The 22,046-nt window shown below is 64.2% G+C and carries 18 protein-coding genes; all 18 read right to left on the bottom strand.

The genetic code is table 11. The features are described from left to right. Window positions 1-11: 11 nt before the first annotated feature. Entirely contained in the window at window positions 12-1,265 is a 1,254-nt protein-coding gene (locus AB6806_RS08670; protein WP_370954436.1) for an HlyD family secretion protein, read from the bottom strand. Continuing rightward, the gene (locus AB6806_RS08675) at window positions 1,258-1,722 is read right to left on the bottom strand and encodes a MarR family winged helix-turn-helix transcriptional regulator (RefSeq protein WP_370954653.1); all 465 of its coding nucleotides are present in this window, start codon (window positions 1,720-1,722) and stop codon (window positions 1,258-1,260) included. Before AB6806_RS08675 ends, AB6806_RS08670 begins: the two co-directional genes overlap by 8 nt. Before the next feature lie 135 nt (window positions 1,723-1,857). After that, on the bottom strand, window positions 1,858-2,820 hold the full coding sequence (locus AB6806_RS08680) for a carbohydrate kinase family protein (protein WP_370954437.1): 963 nt from the start codon (window positions 2,818-2,820) through the stop codon (window positions 1,858-1,860). 228 nt (window positions 2,821-3,048) lie between these two features. Continuing rightward, on the bottom strand, window positions 3,049-3,837 hold the full coding sequence (locus AB6806_RS08685) for a LuxR C-terminal-related transcriptional regulator (protein WP_081925167.1): 789 nt from the start codon (window positions 3,835-3,837) through the stop codon (window positions 3,049-3,051). 595 nt (window positions 3,838-4,432) lie between these two features. Beyond that, entirely contained in the window at window positions 4,433-5,455 is a 1,023-nt protein-coding gene (locus AB6806_RS08690; protein WP_051987549.1) for a glycosyltransferase family 2 protein, read from the bottom strand. Beyond that, window positions 5,452-6,912 (bottom strand): polysaccharide pyruvyl transferase family protein, encoded by a 1,461-nt coding sequence (locus AB6806_RS08695; RefSeq protein ID WP_370954438.1) that lies wholly within the window; start codon window positions 6,910-6,912, stop codon window positions 5,452-5,454. Before AB6806_RS08695 ends, AB6806_RS08690 begins: the two co-directional genes overlap by 4 nt. After that, entirely contained in the window at window positions 6,909-8,363 is a 1,455-nt protein-coding gene (locus AB6806_RS08700) for a protoporphyrinogen/coproporphyrinogen oxidase (protein WP_370954439.1), read from the bottom strand. Before AB6806_RS08700 ends, AB6806_RS08695 begins: the two co-directional genes overlap by 4 nt. Continuing rightward, a complete protein-coding gene (gene rfbG, locus AB6806_RS08705) occupies window positions 8,287-9,441 on the bottom strand; it encodes a CDP-glucose 4,6-dehydratase (protein WP_142021603.1) in 1,155 nt (384 codons plus the stop codon). Before rfbG ends, AB6806_RS08700 begins: the two co-directional genes overlap by 77 nt. Window positions 9,442-9,534: 93 nt before the next feature. After that, on the bottom strand, window positions 9,535-10,863 hold the full coding sequence (locus AB6806_RS08710; RefSeq protein ID WP_142021602.1) for an NAD(P)H-dependent oxidoreductase: 1,329 nt from the start codon (window positions 10,861-10,863) through the stop codon (window positions 9,535-9,537). A 36-nt stretch (window positions 10,864-10,899) separates the two neighbouring features. Beyond that, window positions 10,900-11,469, bottom strand: a complete 570-nt coding sequence (gene rfbC, locus AB6806_RS08715) for a dTDP-4-dehydrorhamnose 3,5-epimerase (protein WP_142021601.1) — start codon at window positions 11,467-11,469, stop codon at window positions 10,900-10,902. A gap of 188 nt (window positions 11,470-11,657) precedes the next feature. Further along, window positions 11,658-13,112 carry a lipopolysaccharide biosynthesis protein gene (locus tag AB6806_RS08720; RefSeq protein ID WP_185747922.1) on the bottom strand — a complete coding sequence of 485 codons (1,455 nt, stop codon included), beginning with the start codon at window positions 13,110-13,112 and terminating at the stop codon, window positions 11,658-11,660. 20 nt (window positions 13,113-13,132) lie between these two features. Further along, complete coding sequence (locus tag AB6806_RS08725) at window positions 13,133-13,783, bottom strand: PIG-L deacetylase family protein (RefSeq protein WP_142021599.1); 651 nt, start codon at window positions 13,781-13,783, stop codon at window positions 13,133-13,135. A gap of 2 nt (window positions 13,784-13,785) precedes the next feature. After that, window positions 13,786-14,640 carry a glycosyltransferase family protein gene (locus AB6806_RS08730; protein ID WP_051987551.1) on the bottom strand — a complete coding sequence of 285 codons (855 nt, stop codon included), beginning with the start codon at window positions 14,638-14,640 and terminating at the stop codon, window positions 13,786-13,788. Between the two features lie 51 nt (window positions 14,641-14,691). Beyond that, window positions 14,692-16,527, bottom strand: coding sequence for a Wzz/FepE/Etk N-terminal domain-containing protein (locus tag AB6806_RS08735; protein ID WP_370954440.1), 1,836 nt, complete (start codon window positions 16,525-16,527; stop codon window positions 14,692-14,694). A gap of 38 nt (window positions 16,528-16,565) precedes the next feature. Continuing rightward, a complete protein-coding gene (locus tag AB6806_RS08740; RefSeq protein WP_142021597.1) occupies window positions 16,566-17,978 on the bottom strand; it encodes an O-antigen ligase family protein in 1,413 nt (470 codons plus the stop codon). Further along, the gene (locus AB6806_RS08745; RefSeq protein WP_142021596.1) at window positions 17,975-18,988 is read right to left on the bottom strand and encodes a glycosyltransferase family 2 protein; all 1,014 of its coding nucleotides are present in this window, start codon (window positions 18,986-18,988) and stop codon (window positions 17,975-17,977) included. The genes AB6806_RS08740 and AB6806_RS08745 overlap by 4 nt, the downstream gene beginning before the upstream one ends. A gap of 41 nt (window positions 18,989-19,029) precedes the next feature. Continuing rightward, window positions 19,030-20,376: a glycosyltransferase family 4 protein gene (locus tag AB6806_RS08750; protein ID WP_142021595.1), complete on the bottom strand. Its 1,347-nt coding sequence runs from the start codon at window positions 20,374-20,376 to the stop codon at window positions 19,030-19,032. An 18-nt stretch (window positions 20,377-20,394) separates the two neighbouring features. Next, entirely contained in the window at window positions 20,395-21,762 is a 1,368-nt protein-coding gene (locus AB6806_RS08755) for an exopolysaccharide biosynthesis polyprenyl glycosylphosphotransferase (RefSeq protein ID WP_370954441.1), read from the bottom strand. Window positions 21,763-22,046: the final 284 nt, after the last annotated feature.

Genomic DNA, 22,046 nt, shown 5'->3' on the forward strand with positions numbered 1-22,046 from the left:
ACCCGGCCGCTCTACTTGGCGCTCTTGCCGAAGGCGCCCGAGATGAAGCTCGGCAGACCGCGCTCATGGCCTGTGTCGACGTCGAGCGTCACGCTCATGCCGGCACGCAGTTGGGGCTGGTCGGCGGGGGTGTCGATCTTCACACGCATGGCGATGCGCTGCACCACCTTGACCCAGTTGCCGCTGGTGTTCTGCGCCGGCAGCAGCGAGAAGCTCGCGGCCGAGGCCGGGCTGATGCTGTCGACCGTGCCTTTCCAGGCGGCGCCCGGATAGGTGTCGACATAGACTTCCGCCGATTGTCCGGGCTTCACCCAGGTGAGCTCGGTCTCCTTCGGATTGGCCTGGATCCAGACATGCTCGGTCGAGACGAGGCTGAACGCGCTGGTCGCCGCCTCCAGATACTGGCCCTTCTGCAGCGAAGGCACATTGGTGACGACGCCGTTCATCGGCGCGCGAACCGTGGTGTGCTCGAACTGGCGCTGCGCCTCGGCCCGGGCCGCGACGGCGTCCTTGTAGCGCGGGTGTTCCTCGACCGGTGCATCGGGCGTGCCATTGAGGTTGGCGGCGATGCCGGCAAGCTGGCTTTCGAGCTGCGCCAGCTTGAGCCTTGCGCCATCGAGATCATGCTTGGCCTGGTCGTAGGTCGCCTGGGAGGCGACGGATTTGGTGGCGAGGTCCTGCTGGCGCTTGAAGGCGGTCTCGTAGAAGGCGATATCGGTGCGAGCCTGCTCGATCTGGCTCTGCATGGTCTTGTAGCTGGCCTTCAGCGCTTCGAGATCGTTGCGGACCACGCCGATCTGCGCATCGGCCCGCTCCAGCGCGAAGCGGAACGGCTTGTCGTCGAGCCGGAACAGCACGTCGCCCGCCTTCACGGTCTGGTTGTCCCGGACGTCGATCTCGCTGACGATGCCGGCGACATCGGTCGAGATGCCGAGGATGTCCGCCTGCACATAGGCGTTGTCGGTCGACATCACCTGTCCGCCGACGACGTAGTAATAGCCACCGGCGACGAGCGCGATCGGCAGAAGCGCGAAGAGCAAGCGTCGCGTGCGGCTGCGTCGGGCCGGCGACGCGGGGGCTGTCGCAGCCTGGGCAGGAGCGGTCGGCGTGGTAGTTTCCGGCGCCTTCGCCGCCGGCTGTGGCTGAGCGGGCGCCTTGGGCTCGAGGCGCCTGATCTCGGTCACATTGCCTGGGGAGCCGGACTCGGCCTCTTCATCACGGACGGCTTGGGCGGCCGCCTCGGTCTTTCTGGCTGCGTCATCCATTTTGGACCTGCCTTTCGGCCACCCGCATCTGGCAGGCGGCCGTGAGATTGGTTCGCATCTGTCCCAGCGTCGCGAGAAGCTGCTCGCGCTCGGGCTGCGGAATGTCGCCGAACGCCTCTGCCCGCGTGATTTCGCCGAGCGCGCGCAGCTCCGTCAGCTTCGGCCCGGCCTTCTCAGTCAGATAGAGCTGCCAGACGCGCCTATCGGTCGCGTGCGGCCGGCGTTCCGCCAGCCCGCAGCCCTCGAGCTTGTCGACGATGCGCCCGACCGTGATGGGCTCGACATCCATGAGCTCGGCCAGCGCACCCTGCTGAATGCCGGCATTCTGATCGATATAGGCGAGCACCTGCCATTGCGAACGGGTCAACCCGGAATCGCGCGCATGCTGCTCGAAACGCTTGCGCAAAAGGCGCGCGACATCATGGAGCAGAAAACCCACAGTCGGCGGCGGTTTTATAGGCATGCTGGTCATAAGCATCTATATAATATTGGCGCTTAGTCTCGCCAAGCGACGTTCGAACGAGTCTGAGGGCGGAGGCTGTGGCGCGATGTCGCGGCTAAGAATCGAAGCCGCGCGCGGGCTCGCATCGCCTCATTGGCAACCAGAACCTTCCGCGCGAGCCGCCTGCACCTCGGCATCGGTCGGCAGGTCGGCGCCGCGTCGCGTGACCGTCACGGCGGCCGCCGCCGTAGCATAATCGAGCAATTCGGCAAGCGCGGGCAGATCGAGTGCCGCGATGGCGGCCGGGCTCAGCCGCCCTGTCCTCGCGAGCTGCGCCAGCAGCGCCGCATGGAAGCTGTCTCCGGCCGCGACGGTATCGACGACCCGCACCGGGCGCCCCCGCACCGAAACCTGCCCGGCGGCGTTGAAAGCGGTCGCTCCCCGCTCCCCTTCTGTGATGACGACCAGGCCGGCACCACGCTCGAGCCAGTAGGATGCAGCCTCGCCGATCGAGAGCTGCCCATGCCAGGCGATGCGGATATCCTCTTCGCTTGCCTTGATGATCGTCGCCACGCGGTAGAAGCGCTCGGCCGCCTCGGCCCAGCGGGCCATGTCGCCGACGACCATCGGCCGTAGATTGGGATCGACGCTGATGACCCGCCGGCCCGCCTCGCGCTCGGCCAGGGCCGCGAGCGTCGAAGCGACCGGCTCGACCGCCATCGTATAGGAGCCGAAGGTCAGCGCCGTGATCTCCGGCGGCAGCACGGCCGGCAGATCGGCCGGCATGAGCAGGCGATCGGCAGCGCCCTCGCCGTGGAAGGAATAGCCCGGCTGGCCATCCTGCGCGGTGACGATGGCGGAGATCGTCGTCGGCCCGTCGCTGACCGTCAGAAAGCGCCCGTCGACGCCTTCCTTCGTCAGCCGCGCCGCGAGAAATGCGCCGAAGCGGTCACGCGAAAGACCGCCCAGGAAAGCCGCCGGCATGCCGAGCCGCGCGAGGCCGACGGCAAGGTTGAAGGGCGAACCGCCCGCGACGGCCCGCGCCGGCATCTCGTTCCCGTCCGCCGGAGCGACGAAAAGATCGATCAGGGCTTCGCCGCAAACCAGGAACATGACGAATCGCTGCTTTCCCTGCAGGGGCGGCAAGGTTTCGGCCGCCGGGCAAACCGATCGAATGCCATGCCGCCAGCCGGCTGGCCATGGCATTCGAGCATTTTCGACGGGATGCCGAAACTACGGGAGATGGCGCGAGAACGGCGAGCGCCTTGCACCAATGCGAAGGGCGCGACGATGTCGAGCCGGGCAAGGCCGATGTCACATCGCCCCCGTCCGGCCTTTTCGCTATTGATAGGCGCCGACACCGGCAGCGGAATCCGGAAGTCTCTTGCCGGCGCTGGCGGAGGCCGCCCGGGCATTGTTGTTGGCCGGTTGCAGCAGCAGCGCGTTGTTCATTCCCCAGATCGCGGCCTGGGTTCGATTCTGGACCCGGATCTTGCGCAGGATCGCTTTGACATGGGCCTTCACCGTGGCTTCGGCGATGCCGATCTTGCGCGCGATGGATTTGTTGGAATCCCCATCGACCAGGCAGCTGACGATCCCCATTTCCCGTGGCGACAGCAGCGATGCGACCGTTTCATCCGGGGGAGAGCTGGGAGACGCCCTGTCATCCTCGCCCGCGGCGGGACCGGCCTTAGGGCGGCGGGGCTTTTTTGCGGCGGGAACCGCGGAAGGGAATGTCGGCGGGAAGACCGTTTCGCCCAGCATCACCAGTTCGATGGATTTGACGAAGGCATCGCAGGAATTGGTGTTGACGAGGTAACCGCTGGCGCCGGCTTTGAAGACCGCCGCGAGCTCAGCCGGTCCATAGCGATCGGCGACGACCGCGATATGCGCATCCGGATACCGATCCCTCACAAGCTCGATTTCTCCGATGATGAGATCGAAAGCGTCGTTGGTGTAGACGACAAGAAAAAGGCTGTTCTGGACACGAGACTTACCGCTCAGCTGGTCGATTCCGGAGATCGAGTCGATGATACGAAAGTTGTTTTCTTGAAGAACGCGATGAACCCCCTCTCGCATCAGAGAATATTTCCCTATGAGAACGATCCCGAAGGCTTTGCTCTCCCTCATTTGAAACCTCCCGCCGAAAGGGCAAACACAACTCAAACTGACGCCCCCGGTAAATCTGCTTACCATTCTTGTTTCTTGTTAAGATGATGAGACCGAAGTCTCATTTGGAATTTGTCTCGAAACCTCCTCTCGTCACATATCGCCGACCACACTGCATTCATTTACGCAGAAATATCACGCAGAAACCCCAATAAAGAAACCCTTTAATACCAGTTAATACGATCGAACTCAGAGTAAAAAATGATACAGCTCCGCGAGATACGGAGACATAAGACGCCAGATACGAGCATGAAAGATCGTCAGACATAGCGATTAGCGCAGGCATAAGGCGCGGCATCTCATCAGCGCGCCATAAGGCAGACTAGGCAACGGATCGACAGGCGATCCATCCATCGGCATCTACGTAAGGGATTGTTATCCAAAAAAGTCTCGCCGGCAAGTCAATTAACGATCCGTTAGCCATTCCAGAACGGTTTCCGGCCTGCCATCCTTAACGTCAGCTGGCGACAGCCAGCGACGTCGGCTCGATCTCAGCGAACGAGGTGGACTTAAAGCGCGACCGAATACGAAGAAAGTATCGCTGAGTCCTGTCGATTTACGGCGCACGAACTCCCTTGAACATGTAATGCAGGCGAATTCGTTTGCTCAGAATCTGAACCGTTCCCTTTGGGTTCAGGATCAGATCCATCGCCTTTCTGGCAATTCCCATCGAAAGCTTCCGCCCGTCGAATCGGTGCCCGAGGTCCCGCAGCCGTCCGGCGTGGTAATTCCAGAATTTCCTGTCCCGGAACTTGAACGCGCTGGAGGAGAGATAGGCGTAATACTGGTCGAGCAGCTCGTCGACCCGTGTTTCGAGCTCTTGCTTGGTCAGATACCAGCCGCCATATTCTTGGCAGTCGCTGATTTCCGCCGAGACATAGGCATTGTTTTCGAGCGAAACAGCCGTCGCAGTCTGGCGATGAATCCGTTCATGGCCCAGGATCTGGTGCACGAAGCCGAAATCTTCATAGCGCAAATGCTTGAGGCACGCGCTGATATCCGCCTCATGCGTCGGATTCGGAAAGAATTCGTCGGAATTTCGGATCAGATCGGATCGATACATGACCGATGACGGGTTTCCCAATACCCTCAGCGTACCGAGCAAATGGGCCCGACAGACCTCTCGCCCTGGGACGACCGTCTGCGCGTAGGGCAGGCCGACATTCCGAACGTACCAGATGCCCGCGCCGCCGCTGAGCTGGTATGCGCCGACGATACCGACGGATGGATGGGCTTCGGCGAGAGCGACCATCTTCTCGAGGCATTCCGGATAGATCCAGTCGTCGCCCGAAACGACCTTGCAATATTTGCTCTGCTTCGAGATGAGGCCGAAAGCCCTGTTGTGATTGGCGATGATCGGCAGCAGCGTCTCGTTGCTGACGACGCGGATGCGGCTGTCCCGCCGGCAATACTCCTCGGCGATTTCGAGAGTGCCGTCAGTGCTGGCGTTGTTGACGATGATGTATTCCCAATTCCGATAGGTTTGGGACAGCACGCTTTCGATGCATTCCCTGAGGAATTCCGCGCCATTGTAGACGGGTGTCACGACGCTGACCAACGGACCGGTTTGCGCGTTCATCTCAGGGCCCCCTCTTGAGAATATCTCGTTCCCTCGGCGCAAGTTTTCTCATTCGCCAGGAACAAGGCGTTGAACTGCAGATTGAGCTGCGACTTGAACTGTGCGGCGCGCACACCGATGCGCGCCTTGATTCCGTCCCTGTCGGCAATCAGCCGATCGGCTCTGGCGACCAGATCCTCCGCGTCGCAGCGGGCAATATCGACGCAGTAATCCGACAAGCCCAGGCTTTCCATCAGGGTGGTGACCTTGGGATGGGGTGCAAGCGCGATGGTCGGCACGGTCTGCAACGACGCGAACACGACACCGTGAAAGCGGCAGGTGACGTAAAAATCCACATGGGAGAGCGCCGTCAGCATGTCGGCGATGCTCTCGACCGTTTCCCGCGTAACACGATCCGGCGCCAGCGCGGGAAAGCTCTGCCGGATGGCGGCGTCGAGATCGGCGATCGCCTGGGAATCGAACCAGATATCGCTGCTGAAGAGCCTGATCCGATGCCCGCGCGCCAGCATCTGGCCGCAGAACGCAGCGAGGTTGTCGATCAGCCGTCGATAGCCCTGATCGTCATTGACCCAGTGCCGCTTTGAATCGCCATAGGCCATCGGCCCGACGCCGATCACGAGCTGAGTGCTCGGCATGACCGGCTCCTTCGCCGGCCGCTCCGGCAGCCGAAGGCCCCACACCGCGTCGGCAACGACCTTCATCTTGCCGCGAAAGCCGATCTTCCGCAGCAAGTCGCCCGACGCGCCGTCGCGCAGGGACACATAGTCGGCCATGGCAAGCGTGCGCCGGATGAACCAGCGACTCAGGGAGGAATCCAGCGGACCCGCGCCGTTGTTCACGAAGATGCATTTGACGTTGGCGCATTTGGCGAGAAGGACCCATTTGAACAGCGTGTAGGGAAACGCCCAGGGGCCGCCCCAGTCCAGAAGCTGTCCGCCCCCGGCGATGATGAGCATGTCGAGCTCCCAGACCAGAAGCAGCGAACGCAGCAGAAACATGATTTCGCGGAAGAACTGCGAGGGCCATACGACCAGCGCATGCCTCAGCGCATTGGCGATGTGGAACAGCGGCCCCGTTTTCTTGACGGTCGCCTTCAGCCTCCCCGCGAACCCGCCCGGACCCACGGGGTGCGATGCCGACGACCATTCCCGCTGGAACGGGAAAACCCGCTGACGCATCGCATAGCAGGGAATTCCGAGCCGGCGCGTGGTGTCTTCGGGGTCCATCGACAGGCCGACGACCGACACGCCGGGCGACCGGAGCGTGATGTTGTCGAGCACCGCCGTGATGGAGGCCTCGTCGCCCAGATTGCCCGTGCCGCAATGGGCCAGGAGCCCGACCCGGCTGGGCTTGGAGGAGCCGGTGGCCACCGAACTGACACAAAACTCCTGCAGCCCGGACCCGGACAGATCGACGGGCTCGCCGGCGCGAACATCGATGTCGATCTTGCCGCTCATGCAATACGCGCCCTCTGGCGGACGTCGAGCGCCGCGGAACGCGACAGGACGGCCTCCGCCGCCGCCTCGCCGCTCTTGAAGCTCTCGTCGGTCCACATGTAGCCCCAGTCGCCATAGCGGCCGCAGTAGGCGATCCCGATCTCGTCGAGATAGCCGTGAACCGTCTTGAGGGCGGCGGCGCGATCGAGATCGAAGATGATATTGGCGTAGGGCAGATACATTGCCGTCTTGAACACGACCTGGTCGCCGTCGTGCAGCAGCCCGCAGCGGCGCAAATCGTCGATGACCGGCTGGATCCAGTCCTCGGGCTTGCCCGTGAAGGGCTTGTACTTGTCGGAGAAATAGACTTCCGCCTGGATGCTTCCCATACCCTTCGGGGCATTGTCCTCGGAGAGCATGTGCGGGAAGCCGAGGCGCGTGAAGCAGATGTCCTCGTCGTAGAAATACGACATATGCGCGCTGGAGATATCCGCGCGGTCCACCCCGAGATTGACCAGCACGCAGGACGAGCAGGCGAGCTTGCGCGAGGCTTCCAGCACGTCGGCCGGCACGCCCTTGATCATGCGGATGAGATCCGGGAGCGGCACCGACGATATCAGCGCGTCGTAGCGGGTCCGGATGCCGTTAGAGAATTCGATCTCGTTGATCCAGGGATCGATCGATGTCAGCTCGTGATTGAGCTTGATGTTTCCCTTCGGCACGAAGTCCCGCAGATAGGACACGAAGCCGCCCTGCTTCGGGTAGCGGAAATGCGTGATGTAATGGATGTTCGGCGATGAGGCGGAAATCGCCCCGCGCAGCACTTCCTCCAGCGTCGGCCGGTAGATTCGCGGCCCCAACCAGTCGGTGCTCATGTTCTCGGCCGTCGTGAGATGGTATTTGCGCGTATACTGCTTCGGGAAGAGCTCGGCGAAGGTCGAGCCGAAGCTGGCGACCAGCCAGTCATTGTAGTTGTTGATCGGCCCCTCCGGTTTTTGCCGCTCCTCCACGAAATCGGCGATCACCTTCACGATCACCTCCTCCGGCAGGCCATGCAGGTGAAGCTGGACCGGATGCTGCGGCCAGTAGCCCCGCCAGTAGTTGTTCAGGTTGATCTGGATGGTTTCGTAAAGCTGATCGACGCTGTCGGCGAACAGCTCCTGGATGCGCTCGTCCTTGGTGAAGGAGATGTGCGGCCCGATATCGAAGGTGAAGCCCGGCTCGTGACGAAACGACATCGTATGGCCGCCATAATACGAATTCTTGTCGTACATGACGGGCGTGATGCCCTCCTCCCGGAGTCGGTGCGCCGCACCGAAGCCAGCCATTCCAGTTCCAAGTACGACGACGTTCGACATGGATGCGCGTTCCCTGAGCTGTGGCACCGTTGCGGAATCAGCCTTCGGCCATCGGGAGCAGAGGCGCCGGAGCCGCCGCCTTCGGCCGCGCTCCTGAAGCGTTCCGCTCCGCATGGTCCTGCAGCAGATATTCGTAGCGCTCGATCTGTCGCCGCGTGAGGGACTGGAGATCGTTCCCCGCCTGGAAGGCGTGGTACCATTCGACGATCCAAGCCAGGCTCTGGTCGAGCTGCAGAACCGGGTGCCAGTCGAGGCCCGCCCTCGCCTTCGAGGTGTCGAGGCGCAGCAATTGCGCCTCGACCGGATGCGCTGCGCCATCCAGCGTCCAGGATGCGCCTTCGCCCCACAGCGACACGAGCTTGTCGACGATCCACGACACCGGCCTGGCATCCGTCTCCGCCGGCCCGAAATTCCAGCCCGAGGCGAAGCGGGCTCCGTCCTCGGCGAGCCGCTCGCACAGCAGCAGATAGCCGTGCAGCGGCATCAGCACGAACTGCCAGGGCCTGATCGCGGCGGGGCTGCGGATGCGGCAGGGCCGGCGGCCCAGGAAGGCGCGGACCAGATCCGGAATGAGCTGGTTGGCGGTCCAGTCGCCGCCCCCGATGGCGTTGCCCGCACGCACGCTCGCCAGCGCGACGCCATGCTTGGACAGCGCAGCCGGCGGAAAATAGGAGTCGCGATAGGCGCCGGTCACCAGCTCCGCGCAACCCTTGGAGTTGGAATACGGGTCATGCCCGCCCATCGGGTCGCTCTCGCGATAGCCCCAGACCCACTCCTGGTTCTCGTAGCATTTGTCGCTGGTGACATTGACCACGACGCAGGGGCGCCCGAGCTGGCGCACCGCCTCGAACAGATGGACGGTCCCCATCACATTGGTCGCATAGGTCTCGACCGGCTCGTCATAGCCGTAGCGGACCACGGACTGGGCGGCCATGTGGATGACCACGTCGGGATTGCATGCAGCGAGCGCGGACTCCAGATGCGCGAAGTCCCGGACGTCGCCGCGGATCGAGCGGACGCACTCGCCGACCCTCGCCTGCTCGAAGAGGCTCGGCTCCGACGGCGGCTCGAGCGCATAGCCCGTCACATCGGCACCGAGCGCGTGCAGCCACAGCGACAGCCAGCTGCCCTTGAAGCCGGTATGGCCGGTGACGAAGACCTTGCGGTTCTGCCAGAAGGAACGGTTCAGCATGGCCGACCTAGCCCCATATCGATGAAATGACCCGGCCGTCCCGGACTGCATCCGGCCGCACGTGAAAGCCTGTTTCCACCGCGGCTGTGCATGTCACGAGACCGCCTCGACGAGGACGCGCTGCGGCGAAGCTTCCGCTTCGCGCATCGGCCACCGCAGTTGCTGCTCGCGCCAGAGCACGTCCGCCCGCCGCCCCGCCGGCAGCACAACGTCGCCGAACGAAACCACCTCGTCCTTCTTCTTGTCGCGTCGCAGGACACAGTTCTCGGACAGGCCGATCGGCAAGGCGTCGGCGGCGCGCGCATCGGCCGCGTTCTCGATCAGGCCGTAGGCGCAGAACCCGCCGATGCCGTCGAGCCGCTCGCCGGCCTTGAGATCGCGCTTCGCCATCGTGACGACCTCGCAGACCGGCCCCGCCAGCGGCGCCACGGTCGGATCGTGCTGGATGACCGCGCGCCCGATGGTCGAGGCGATCTGCAGATGCGGCAGGTGGAACGGCGTGTAGAAGACGTAGAACGGCCCGTCTCCGAGCTTGTAATAGGCGAGCTGCGCCTGCTTCAGCGGCGCCTCCTCATGGATGATGACGAAGGCTCCGGTGTGGGGCGCAGCGCCCAAGGCATAGTCCACCAGCCCCGTTTCGAGCATCGCCTGCGCCGGCAGGCGCTCCGCGATCTCCCGAACATCCTTGCAAGCCGGCCCGTACATGCCGCGACGGCCCGCATGGAAGCCCGTCGCATTGGCCAGTACCGTCGTTTCCATCGACAGCTTCGTGGCATCGGCGAAGGACGTGACCTTGCGCGGGTCCTGGTCGTTCTTCTCGGCGAATGCCCTCTGCGTGTCGGGATTGCGGTAGTAATCGACCATGCCCTTGATGTTGCCGGCGGCGACGGGCTTGAGCCCCAGCGTCCGCAGATAGCGCAGCAGCGTCATGGCGACGCCGGGCTCGTCGCCGTCGGTATTGGTCAGCACGACGCCGGCCTCGCGGGCCCGCTCGTTCAGGATGGGCCCGATCAGCGAGTCGAGCTCGGCATTGACCATCACCACATGCTTGCGATGTGCGATCGCATCGAGAACCACCGCGGCGCCCGCCTCGACCGTTCCGGTCACCTCCAGGACGATGTCGATGGCCCTGCAAGCGGTCAGAACGGCCGGGTCGTCCGTCAGAACGGGGACGCCGTCCTCGATGGCCCGGTCGGCCTCCCGCACCGTCGAGACGCGGGTCCAGCCGTGAATATTCGCCTCGCGAAAGGCCCGCTCGCCATTCTCGAGCGTCCGGTTGGCGATCGCGACCAGCCGCATTCCAGGCACCGGCGTGCCGAGCTGGAGAGCGATCGCGCGCCCGGTGGCACCCGCTCCGACCATTCCCACGCGGATCGGACGACCCGCCGCCTCGCGCTCCCGCAATACGGTATCGACAGCCATAGCTTGGTTCCCCTCCGATAGCGCCTGCGAAGACGATCACGCCATCAGGCGCGCATCTGCCTCGACATGGCCAGGCACGATCAGCGCCGGCGGCCAGTTACGGTCCTGTTCGGAAATTTCGGTCACGGCCAAAGGCCACACGATGCCGAAGGCCGGGTCGTCGAAGCGAACGCCCCTGGCGGCGCCGGGCGTGTAGAAGGCCGAGGTCATGTAGTGCATCTCGGTATCCGGCTCGAGCGTCTGGTAGCCATGCGCGCAGCCCTCGGGCAAATAGAGCATGCGGCCATTGTCGCCGCTGAGCTTCACGCCGCACCAGGCCCCGTAGCTCGGTGAATCCCGCCGCATGTCGAGGACGACGTCGAACATCGCTCCACGCGTGCAGCGCACCAGCTTCGCCTCCCCGTCGGGCGCTTCCTGGAAATGCATGCCGCGGATCGTGCCGCGCTTCGTGCTGATCCCCATATTGGCCTGAACGGGCTCGAACGCGATGCCCTGCTCGGCGAATTCCTGTAGGCACCAGGCCCGCATGAAGCGGCCCCGCGCATCGACATGTGGAGCGGGGTCGATGACCATGGCTCCCTCGACGCTGGTCTTGGAGAAGTGCATCCCCCACCTCTGAAATTCGTGACCCTATACCTGAACAATGCTCGTCGGAGCGCCCGAGTTCCGGCGCAAGATCGCGGCAAACCAGAATATTGCTTTGAATATCAGACAGATGCCGCAACAGCATCAGGCCGGCCTGCGGGCTCTATGCTTCACGGCATTGGGAGCGGGTGGATTTCGCGGGGCGCGCGTCAGGCGGAAGGCGCGGTTCTCAATGCGCGGAAGAGGTCGAGATACAGAGCCTTCTCGCCCGCGATCAGGAGCAGCGCCGCAACATAGGCCACGCCGAACGAGCCCACATCCAGCATGAGGCGCAGCACCGGCGACAGCGCCGGCGCCGTGAGCGCATGCACCGCATAGGCGAACCCGCCCGCGACCACGCTCGCGGCCAGAGGGTTCGCCAGCGCCCCGACGAACTCGCGGTATCGAATCCCGGTCCCGCGCAGCGCCCAGATCGTGATCGGGATGACCTTGAGCACCATGACGGTCGAATAGGCCAATGCGACGCCGTGCGGCCCGTAAGGAAGCCCGATCAGCACGCCCGCGATCATCAGCGGGGCAGAGAACAACCCGATATACACCCCACGCCGGACCAGCCCGAGCGCGTTGAGCAGCCAGCCCAGCGGATTCGAGATCGCGAACACCAGGATCGTCGGAGCGAGGATCCTGAAGATCTCGACGGCACCAATCCATTTCGGCCCCAGGACCACCAGGATCAGGTCGTCGGCGAAGAGCCCGCACACGACGGTCAACGGCAAGGTCAGCGTCACCACCAGCGAATAGCCTTTCAGGAAGTAGCGCCGGAAGCGATCGAGATCGCCCTTGGTCCGCGACAGCGCCGCGAAGGCGACCTCTCCGATCGTCACATTCAGATTCTCGGTCGGGAAATTGATCAGATAGAAGCTGCGGCTGTAGAGACCGGTCGCTTCCGTGCCCCAGACACGCCCGAGCAGAAGCTTGTCGATGTTGTTCGTGACGTAGGACAGGAAGCCGGTCGCTGTCGTTCCGACGCCGAAGCGCAGCATGGAGCGGATACCGGGAGCGATCCGTGGCCGGCCCGGAATCCAGCCGGTCGCCAGCCACAGGCCGATGGTGGTGGCCAGCGGCAGCGTGATCGTCATCGAGACGATCGACCAATAGCCATAGCCGGCCATGGCCATCCCGATCGACACCACAGTCGCGATCAGCAGCGAGCTGATCTCGATCTTCGCCGAGGTCCCGAATGCCATGCGACGCTGAAGCAGCACGCCCTGCTGGACGCCGGCGGCGGTGATGATGAAGGTGAAGGCGATCACGTCCATGATCTCGAGCAGGCGCGGCTCGTGGTAGAACGCGCTGACCAGCGGCGCGGCGGCGATGGCGATCAGCGTCAGCAAGGCGCCGAAGATCAGGTTCAGCCAGAACAGCGACGACGACTCGACCTCGCTCAGCTCCTCGCGCTGGATCGCGGCCTGGAACAGGCCGAAGCAACCGAACATGTTCAGCACGCCGGTGAACGCCGTCACCATGGTGACGAGGCCATAATCCTCGGGCGTCAGCAGCCGGCCCAGGATCATGAGCGAGGCGATGCGGACCGTGAAGCCGATCCCGCGCGAGCCCACATTGATGAGCCCGGCGCGAACAGTCCTGCCCTTCAGATCATGCATGACGTTTCTCGATTGCCGGTTCAGAGCATCAGCTTCCGGGCATAGAAAGCCTCGGCGTATCCACTCGGCGCGTTGCATTCCATTCCGCGCAACCGCATCAGGGCCATGAAGGTCGAGCGGTCGAACCAGTGCTTGTTGCCTTGGGACTTGAACGTATCGAGGATCAGATCGACCTTCTTTTCGCAGATTTCATCTGAAAGAGCGTTGAAGACGATCGGCTGTCCGAGATCCCCGTCATATTTTGGAATCTCGTATTCCAGGATCAGATGGCTGCGAAACGTGTTCCAGGTCAGCTCGGCGATCAGCCGGTGGTCCTGATGCGAATCGTGACGGTTGTGGGTGAAGATGATGTCCGGCGAGACCTCTCGCTTCAGCTCCTCGAAGACGTTCTTGATGTCGGCTCCGACGAACGGCATGTAGCCGTCCTGGAAATCCTTCAGGATGACCCGCTTCATGCGGGCGGGGTCGACGAATTGCCTTGCCCCGTTCTCCGCTTCCGAGGCGCGGGTTCCGTTGGCGCTGAAGACGACCCAATGGAACACCGCCTCGCGCTCCGCCGCGATCTGCAGCACCGTTCCGCCGCAGCCGATCTCGATGTCGTCGGAATGACATCCCAGACACAGGATCTGCAGCGGCGACGCAGCGCCGCCATCCGGCTTCAGGCGCAGCATGGTCACGCCACCTGCGTCATCGTGGGAGCGACCGGCGTGATCGCAGGAGCCACCGGCGCCATCGCGGGATACGAGATGGTGGCGCAGTCCTTCCACACCTTCCAAGGCGGGTTGGTATCGTTGAGCTCCTCGAGGCGCTGCTTGTCCTTGAAGGTGTCCATGCACTGCCAGAATCCGGTGCATTTATGCGCCAGCAAGGCCTGGCGCTGGATCAGCCGCGCGAACGGCTCCCGCACCAGCTCGTCGCCCGGGTTGATGTAGTCGAAGATCTCGTTGCGGAAGACGAAGAAGCCGCCATTGATCCAGATGTCGGAATTGCTCAATGCCGCCACCTCGGCGATCTTGCCCTCGGGCGTCGTCCTGACGATGTCGAAGCTCGCCGTCGGCTGCACCAGCAGCAGCGAGGCCACGGCATCGCTCCGCTGCAGCTCGCCGATCATCGTCGGAAGGTGCAGGTCGCTGAGACCGTCGCCGTAATTCGCCAGGAAGTACTCCTCGCCGCGCAGATAGGGCTGGACCGCCTTCAGGCGTTCGCCGATCGTCGCATGCAGACCGGTTTCCACGAAGGTGATCGTCCAGTCGTCGCTGTCCCGGTTGATGAAGTCGATCTTCTGGCCGCCGCGGGACCAGACGAAGTCGTTCGAGATCGACTCGTCGTACTTCAGGAAATAGTCCTTGATGGCGTAGCCCTTGTGGCCCAGGCAGAGGATGAAATCCTTATGCCCGAAATGGGCGTAGTACTTCATCAGATGCCAGAGGATGGGGCGCGACCCGATCTGCACCATCGGCTTCGGGACATCGTCGACATAGCCCCGCAGCCGCATGCCCATGCCACCGCAAAAGAGTACGACCTTCATGATACTCTCCTTCAGTAAATGCTCGCGGCCCAGCCCCGGCATTTGTTTAAGTCAGGAAGCGATCACGACTTTCAGTTCTTCAGAACGCTTGTATCCATAACGTTTCATCGTCGCTTCATCGGCCATGTTGAGCATCGTCCCGATAAACTTGGGCTCGGCCTGACCGGCGGACCGGAAAGCCTGCCGGACCAGTTCGGATTTGGTTGCGCCCCATTTCACGACGAGCAGGAAGCCATCCAGCGATTGAGCGGCGGCGCGCACCTGCGGTCCGGATGCGAGCGAGGGCATGTCGACGATCACCATGTCGTAGGACGCTTCCGCGGCGTTCAGGATGTCGTCCAGCAGGCCGCGAGGCATCAGGCGGGACGCCTCGCCGTATCCTTCGGCGAGCGACAGGACATGCAGCCCGGCCTGCACCTTGACGACGTCGCCGATGACCGCGGGCTCCGGATTGGCTCCCGGCCGGGGCGGAGCGCATGAGAGGCTCGCAACCCAGCGCGAGATCGCGGGGTTGTCCAGCACGGCGTCGATCAGCAGGACACGTTTTCCCGACGCGGCCGACGCCATGGCCAGCCCGATCGCGACCGTCGTCGCGCCCTCGCCCGGCAGGACCGAGGTCACGCCGATCGTCCGGGGCTCGCCGGTCGAAGCGTCCTGCACCGTCGCAGCCGCGCGTCGCAGCACCGGCCCTTCCACCGCGAGCAGACGCCGCGCCGCGGCATCCTCGCTCCCGTTGTCGACATTCGCGAAGCGGGGCACGACGCCCAGGCATTCCAGGCCGAGGACATATTCCATCTGGTGCGCGTCGTGGATCGTATCATCGAGCGCATCGAGCAGGAGGGCGACGGCGGCCGTGGTACCCAGGCCGAGCAATGCGGCGGCGACGAGGATCAATGCCGCCGGCGGCCCATCAGACTTGACCGGCGGCTCAGCCTCCGAAATCACCTGAGCGCTCGGTCCGAGGCTTTGATAGATCTCGCGCAGCGTCGGCGCCTTGGACGAGGCCGCGTCCGAGGCCCGTGCCCGCTCCTGCAGATAGATGCGGATCACGCTGTTGACGATGCGCGCGGCCTTCTCGGGGGTCGAGGCTTGGAAGCTCACCGTGACCAGATGGCTCGTGCCGACCTGGCGGATGCTGAGCTTGCTGTTCAGTGCCACCAAGGCCGCGCGGAACGCGGCGGCGTCGGTATCCGTGGCAGCCGGATCGCGCTTCTGCGCCTCGGGCGATGAGCGGAGGCTACGGAGGAATTCGGGATCCTTCGTCAGCTGCAGCGTCTCGACGACCTTCGCCAGCACGTTTCCGGAGCGCAGCAGCTCGATCTGGTTCTGGACCATCGGCAGGTCGGCCCGGCCCGGAAGGATCGCCTGGTCGGGGCCGGTCAGGACCTGCTTGATATAGATCAGCAATTGGCTGGATGCCGTGTAGGTCGTCGGGCGCACCCCGACATAGAGCGCGGCGAGCGCCAGGCAGGCCAGCGTGCCGATGCCCAGCAGCCGCTTGCGGCTCCGGAGGCTTCCCAGGCCGAAGGACGGTCGTGGCCGCACGTTGATCCGGCTCTCGAGCCTCTCCGTGCTATGGACGACCTGCGGATGGCTTATCGTGTCCAGCATGTCTTTCAATCGAAAAGGGGCCCGTTTCCGGCGCCCGGTTCGGGATGGCAGACACGAGGATGAGGAGAGGCCTCTGGCCGGCGCGGTCGCGTCGTCACGGGGCCGGATCGCCGGCCTTCCGTCCCCTCCCCACCCGGCGCGCTGCGCCTGCAGTGACCTACACAGAGAAAACGCCGGGTACCCCGCCCCGTTCCTGCGTCTAAGCACTCGATCGGGACGCAAAATCGCCGGATGGATGGCCGCGAAATGCGATGGGGCTGCGAGCCCGCCATTCACAGGCGGGCGAAGCGGAATCCACTGCCGTGGCGAGATGCTTAGGCGACGTGGTCGGTTCGTCCGGTCGCGCCGGTCCCATGCCGGCCTTCCGGCCGCCAGGCGCCCCCGTGGCCGGGACGGACGGGCGTCGCGACAGCCTCGTCCTTGTAGAGCCAGGCACAGATCGTGCCCATGACGAACCAGAAGTACCAGTTGAACGACAGGTAGAAGTGCATGTTGTCCGAATACGACTCGAGCAGATAGGTCGCCAGGATGCACAGGATGATCAGGAGTCCGGGCGGATCGCGCCGCAGCCCCTTGACGAGGCGATAAGCCACGCAGCCGAGCAGCCAGATGAGCGCAAGCAGGCCGAGCAGCCCCATCTCGAAACTGGCCTGCAGATAGAAGTTATGGCCGTCGATGCCTTGCGGGCCGATCAGCGAAAAGAAGCTCGGCGTCGCCGGCTTGAACGACTCCAGCCCATGGCCCAGCAGCGGTCGTTCCAGCACGACCGGAATGGCGGACTCCCACAACGCCTGCCGCCAGACATAGGAATTCAGCCGGTTGTCATCATTCAGCTGCGAGAAGTTGTCGACTTCCGTCGCCGCGGTGACGTCCGCCAGCCTTTCCCTGAGGCTCGGATTCCCGACGAACAGCACCGGCACCAGCAGCAGGGCCAGAAGAAAACGGCGATCGATCTTGACCGCGTACACCAGGCACATCAGCCCGCACGCTCCCCAGGCGCTGCGCGTCTTGGTCAGCAGCAGAAAGAAGATCAGGGCCGGGATGTAGAGCGTCACCAGCGTGCGAATGAGCGGCGGCACGCGCAGGATCCGGGAGGCCCGGACATAGAGCGCAAGGCCCACCTGCAGCACGAGATAGAACGCGTAGATGTTCGGATGCGAGAACGTGCTCTGCAAACGAAACTCGCTGAAATTGGACAATCCGCGCGCGATATCCACGAAGGCATAGAGCGAGGGCGGTATCGACGAGGCGATCACCACGAGAACGAACCGCGTGACGTCCAGCGACGAACGCAACAGGAAGAACGGCATCGCGAAGAACGCCCAATAGGTCAGCAGGACGGAGGCGAGCCGCACCGCTGCCTTGAAATCCGGCGCGTAGAGCGTCGAGCCGAAGGCGATCAGCAGGAACGGACCCCAGATCGCGAGGACGGGGAACGGCGCCCGCAGCGGCGTCTGCGCGAGAAGCACGACCGCGACCGCGATCGCGACCACGTTGAAGAGCGCTCCGACCCCCATCGAGGCGGCGCCGGAATCGCCTCCCAGCAGGTTGAAGATCGGGTCGGAAGAGGCCCGGACCAGCAGGACGCCGAACACGACGGCACGCAGCAGCCGCCAGATCGCCTCGTTATTGGCCTCGCGGACCGACATTGTCGGCCAGGAGCGCTCGATATCGTGCTGGAGCACGCCGCCATGGATGGCATCGACGGGGCTGGATACCGGCTTCATGCCTCCATCTCCCTGGCTCTGGCCCAAATCGGGTTGCGTTGCTCGCCTGCCCGGCCTGCCTCGCGGATCGGCCGCAACCAGAGCTCGACCTCCTGGCGCCACAACGCCGGAACCGCGGCGGCGGCCCGGGCCTGTCCGATCCGGTCCGTCGCGCGCGGCGCCATCAGCGCGGCGGCCACGCGCGGCAGCTCCCGCCACCGCCCATGCCTGACGGCGAGCGAGGTGAAGATGGACGCTGCCCGCCACCGCGCCCCCGCCCGCAGGAGTTGCTTGGCGAGGTAGCGTTCATGTCCCGCTTCGTCTGACGTGACGCCATGCCTTGCCGCCAGCGCCGCGTATCGCTCCGCGATGACCAGGCGGCCAGCGCGCATGGGATCGACATCCATCGACAGCGATTGCCGGCTCAGGCGATAGGCGACGAGGGGGCGATCGACCGCGGCCAGCGGCGAGTGCTGAGCCAGCCTGATCCACAGATCCCAGTCCTCGGAGCCGCGCAGCGCCGGATCGAACCCACCGACATCCCGGACGAGATCGTGTTCCGCGATCACCGTCGACCCTGTCGGGATTCCGTTGCTTTCCAGCAGGCCCGCCAGAACGTCCCCGCCCTTGACGTGACCATGCCCGATCACCGCAAGCTCCTCGTCCACCGCGACGATGCCGGTGCAGGCCCATCGCGCCGAACTGGCCCGCATGGCGGCAAGCTGCGTCGCCAGCTTGTCCGGCGCCCAGAGATCGTCATCGTCGCAGAAAGCGACCCAGCGCCCGGCCGCCTGGGCGATGCCGGCGTTGCGCGCGCCCGAGATGAAACGCGGCTGCGCGTGGTGCACGACCCTCACTCTGGCATCGCCGGCGGCGAGCCGATCCAGCCAGGCGCCCGTTTCGTCGGTCGAGCCATCGTCGACCGCGATGAGCTCGATCGAGACGCCCTGCTGGCGCAGAATGGAATGGACCGCCTGAGGCAGGATGCGCCGGCGGTTATGCGTCGGAACGATGACGGTGACGTCGATCATTCAGGCACTCCTCATCCAGCCGATGGCGGAGCAGGTCGGGATCATCGCTTCACCCAGCCTGAATGCCCGGACCGAAGCGTCACCGCTTCGCCCAGCCTCATCGCATGGCTGCCGGCGAACGCCGGGTCATAGGCGTCTGGGAGATCCTCCACCCGTTCGGCGCTGTCGAAGGGGATCGTCCTCTCGAACGCGCCTGCCTTGAACAACGCCGCCAGCTTCCGGCATTCCCGAACGATGTCGTGCTGCTCCAGCACCTGCTCGCGCCCGGCCTCCCCCATCGCCTGGACGAGCGAGTCCGGGGCGTCCAGGCACTCGCCGATGGCACGGGCGAGCCGATCGACGCTTCCCGCCGGAACGAGCCAGCCGCAGACCTGATCCGTGACCAGCTCCGGGATGCCCGCGACATAGGTCGTCACGACCGGGCGGCCGAGCGCCAGTGCCTCCATCAGGACGACCGGCAGCCCCTCGGCGAAGCTCGGCAGGACCAGGGCCCGCGCCTCGCGTATCGCGGCGCGCACCTGCGCGTTGCTCATCCAGCCCGCCATCTCGACATGCTGCTCGAGCCCCAACTCCCGGATGCTCCGCTCGAGCTGCGGCCGCAGCGGGCCGTCTCCAACCACGGTCAGCCTGAACGGCATGCCCTCACGCGCAAGGACGGCGAGCGCCTGGAGCAGAATCAGGTGCCCCTTCTGCTCGCTGAGCCGACCGACGGTCACGAGCTGGTTCTTCGGGACGGTCCGGGGAGGCCGCGTGGCCAGGAAATCGGCATCCAGCCCGCAACGTACCAGCTTGATCTTCGCCCACTCCTCCGTGGGGATCCAGCGGCAGAGCTGGCTTCCGGTGAACTCGCTGATGACGCAGACGAAGGCGGCATGCTTCACCTTGGCCGGGAAGCCGAGATATTCGGGCCTGTCGAATTCATCCGGGCCGTGCACGGTAAAGCTGTAGGGCACGCCGGTCAGGATATGGCAGAGCATGGCGACTTCAGCGCCATTCGTCCCGAAATGCGCGTGGATATGCCGGATGTCCTGCTCGCTGACCCAGCGTGCGAGGACAAGCGCTTCCGCGAGATAGGCGAGATGGAGCGGCGCCGGGCGGCTCGAGCACCGCATCATCCCGAAGGCGGCGACGGTCGCGCGCATCAGGGCTGCGGGCCTTCGCACGAGCGCGCTGGCGAGAGCCGTCACGAACTTGGCCATGCCGCCGTCCAGCATGTAGCGGGTGCGGGCTTTCTCGCCGATATCGGCCGGGTCCACCAGCTTGCGGTCCCCGCCCCGGAGCGAGACGCGGAGAACCGAGATTCCGTTCCGCTCGAGCTCGACGATCTCCCGCCGCATGAAGGTGTGGGAAACGGCGGGATATTCGGACACGAAGTAGCAGACACGCATCGCCTCTTCCCCTCTCGCTCAATAGGCGTCGATATGCGCGCGCTTCGATATGACCGTCATGATCATGATCTTCAGGTCGAAGAAGAACGACCAGTTGTCGACGTAGTAGAGATCGTGCTCGATCCGCTTCTGCATTTTCTCGAAGGTATCGGTTTCGCCGCGCAGGCCGTTGACCTGGGCCCAGCCGGTAATCCCCGGCTTGACGTTGTGGCGCCTGAACATCCGGCGGATCTGGTCGGCGAACATGTGATTGTGGGCAACCGCATGCGGCCGTGGCCCGACCAGGGACATCTCGCCCCTCAGCACATTCATCAACTGAGGTAGCTCGTCGATATTGGTCCGCCGCAGCACCCGCCCGACGCGCGTGACGCGCGGATCGTTCCGGACCGCCTGCCGAAATTCGTCATGCGCGTCGTCGAACGTCGTCATGCTGCGGAATTTCAGGACCTGGATCGGCTCGTTGTTGAAGCCGTGGCGCGTCTGCCGGAAGAGCACGGGACCGCGCGTTTCAAGCTTGATCAAGGCAGCGACGACGGCGAAGAGCGGCCACAACATCACCAGCAGCGTCGAGGCGACGACGATATCGAAGCTGCGCTTCAGGAACCGGTCGCGCAGCGAGCAGGGCCCGCAGAACAATTCGAGCACCCGCAGATGGCCATAGGTTCCGACGCGACTGCGCCGCATCAGCTCGGCCAGCTCGACCGGCAGCAGCTGGATCCGGACCGGAAGTTCCGACAGCTCCTCGACCGCGTTCGAGACGACCTCCATGTTGTCCGAGCCGAACAGGATCAGCACGGCGTCGATGGGCAAGGCCCGGCATTCACCCCGGATCGCCGAAAGTTGTACCTCTAACGAGGCCCCCCCATCGGCCAGATCGGTCACTGACGGGAAATCATACCAGCGCACGATATGTTCGTGCCGCGCCGCCAGCCGCGCGCGAACATGTCTGACGCCCCGCGCGCCGGGCATGACCAGCACGACCATGCTTTCCCGACGCCAATGTCCGCGCCAGCGAACCTGATCGATGACTTGCCGGAGACAGGATCTGATGGCGACCTGTCCCAGCAGCGTGGCCAGGAATTGCACCAGGAACGTGCCGCGGGAATAGCCGCCGAGACTGTTGGTCACGTAACCGATCGTCAGCAGGATGACGCATGAAAGGGCGATGGCGACACCGCCCCGGGTCCGGCTGCGCTCGTTCCATTCCGGGCCGAGCAGATCGTATTGATTGTCGGCGATGCACAAGGCGACATAGAGCGCCCCCACCGACACGGAGGCCAGGGCATAGTCGATCCGGAAGAAAATCACCCCGTACGCAGCCGCCGAATACGCGACAAACGCGCCATAGGCGCAGGTGACGATCACGATCATCTCGAGGGCGGCCACGACGACGGTCCAGAACAACTGTGTTCTATGCGTCAGCGCGGTCGCGGAGAGATGCTGGACCCGATGATAAACCGCGTTGGTTGACATTGCTTCGCCAAATGCTCCGGCCGCCCATCAAACGCTCGACATCCGCAGAGCCTTAATGCGGCCGACAGGGCGCAAGTTCTTCGCGCCGGCAAAATTAGATTTCCTTACGGCAGATACTCCGGCTCCGGAGAGCAAAAGCGCAACCTGTTGCGCTTTTGACATTCGCACCGAGCGTTCCGGCGTAGATTACATTGTCT

The organism is Allobosea sp. RCC_152_1, assembly GCF_041360765.1.
Taxonomy (GTDB): domain Bacteria; phylum Pseudomonadota; class Alphaproteobacteria; order Rhizobiales; family Beijerinckiaceae; genus Allobosea; species Allobosea spartocytisi.

What these genes read in the sequence shown, in the direction of transcription:
- AB6806_RS08670 (WP_370954436.1), bottom strand. Translation starts at nt 1,265, where the DNA reads ATGGATGACGCAGCCAGAAAGACCGAGGCGGCCGCCCAAGCCGTCCGT.
- AB6806_RS08680 (WP_370954437.1), bottom strand. Translation starts at nt 2,820, where the DNA reads ATGTTCCTGGTTTGCGGCGAAGCCCTGATCGATCTTTTCGTCGCTCCG.
- AB6806_RS08685 (WP_081925167.1), bottom strand. Translation starts at nt 3,837, where the DNA reads ATGAGGGAGAGCAAAGCCTTCGGGATCGTTCTCATAGGGAAATATTCT.
- AB6806_RS08690 (WP_051987549.1), bottom strand. Translation starts at nt 5,455, where the DNA reads ATGAACGCGCAAACCGGTCCGTTGGTCAGCGTCGTGACACCCGTCTAC.
- AB6806_RS08695 (WP_370954438.1), bottom strand. Translation starts at nt 6,912, where the DNA reads ATGAGCGGCAAGATCGACATCGATGTTCGCGCCGGCGAGCCCGTCGAT.
- AB6806_RS08700 (WP_370954439.1), bottom strand. Translation starts at nt 8,363, where the DNA reads ATGCGGAGCGGAACGCTTCAGGAGCGCGGCCGAAGGCGGCGGCTCCGG.
- rfbG (WP_142021603.1), bottom strand. Translation starts at nt 9,441, where the DNA reads ATGCTGAACCGTTCCTTCTGGCAGAACCGCAAGGTCTTCGTCACCGGC.
- AB6806_RS08710 (WP_142021602.1), bottom strand. Translation starts at nt 10,863, where the DNA reads ATGGCTGTCGATACCGTATTGCGGGAGCGCGAGGCGGCGGGTCGTCCG.
- rfbC (WP_142021601.1), bottom strand. Translation starts at nt 11,469, where the DNA reads ATGCACTTCTCCAAGACCAGCGTCGAGGGAGCCATGGTCATCGACCCC.
- AB6806_RS08720 (WP_185747922.1), bottom strand. Translation starts at nt 13,112, where the DNA reads ATGCATGATCTGAAGGGCAGGACTGTTCGCGCCGGGCTCATCAATGTG.
- AB6806_RS08725 (WP_142021599.1), bottom strand. Translation starts at nt 13,783, where the DNA reads ATGCTGCGCCTGAAGCCGGATGGCGGCGCTGCGTCGCCGCTGCAGATC.
- AB6806_RS08730 (WP_051987551.1), bottom strand. Translation starts at nt 14,640, where the DNA reads ATGAAGGTCGTACTCTTTTGCGGTGGCATGGGCATGCGGCTGCGGGGC.
- AB6806_RS08740 (WP_142021597.1), bottom strand. Translation starts at nt 17,978, where the DNA reads ATGAAGCCGGTATCCAGCCCCGTCGATGCCATCCATGGCGGCGTGCTC.
- AB6806_RS08745 (WP_142021596.1), bottom strand. Translation starts at nt 18,988, where the DNA reads ATGATCGACGTCACCGTCATCGTTCCGACGCATAACCGCCGGCGCATC.
- AB6806_RS08750 (WP_142021595.1), bottom strand. Translation starts at nt 20,376, where the DNA reads ATGCGTGTCTGCTACTTCGTGTCCGAATATCCCGCCGTTTCCCACACC.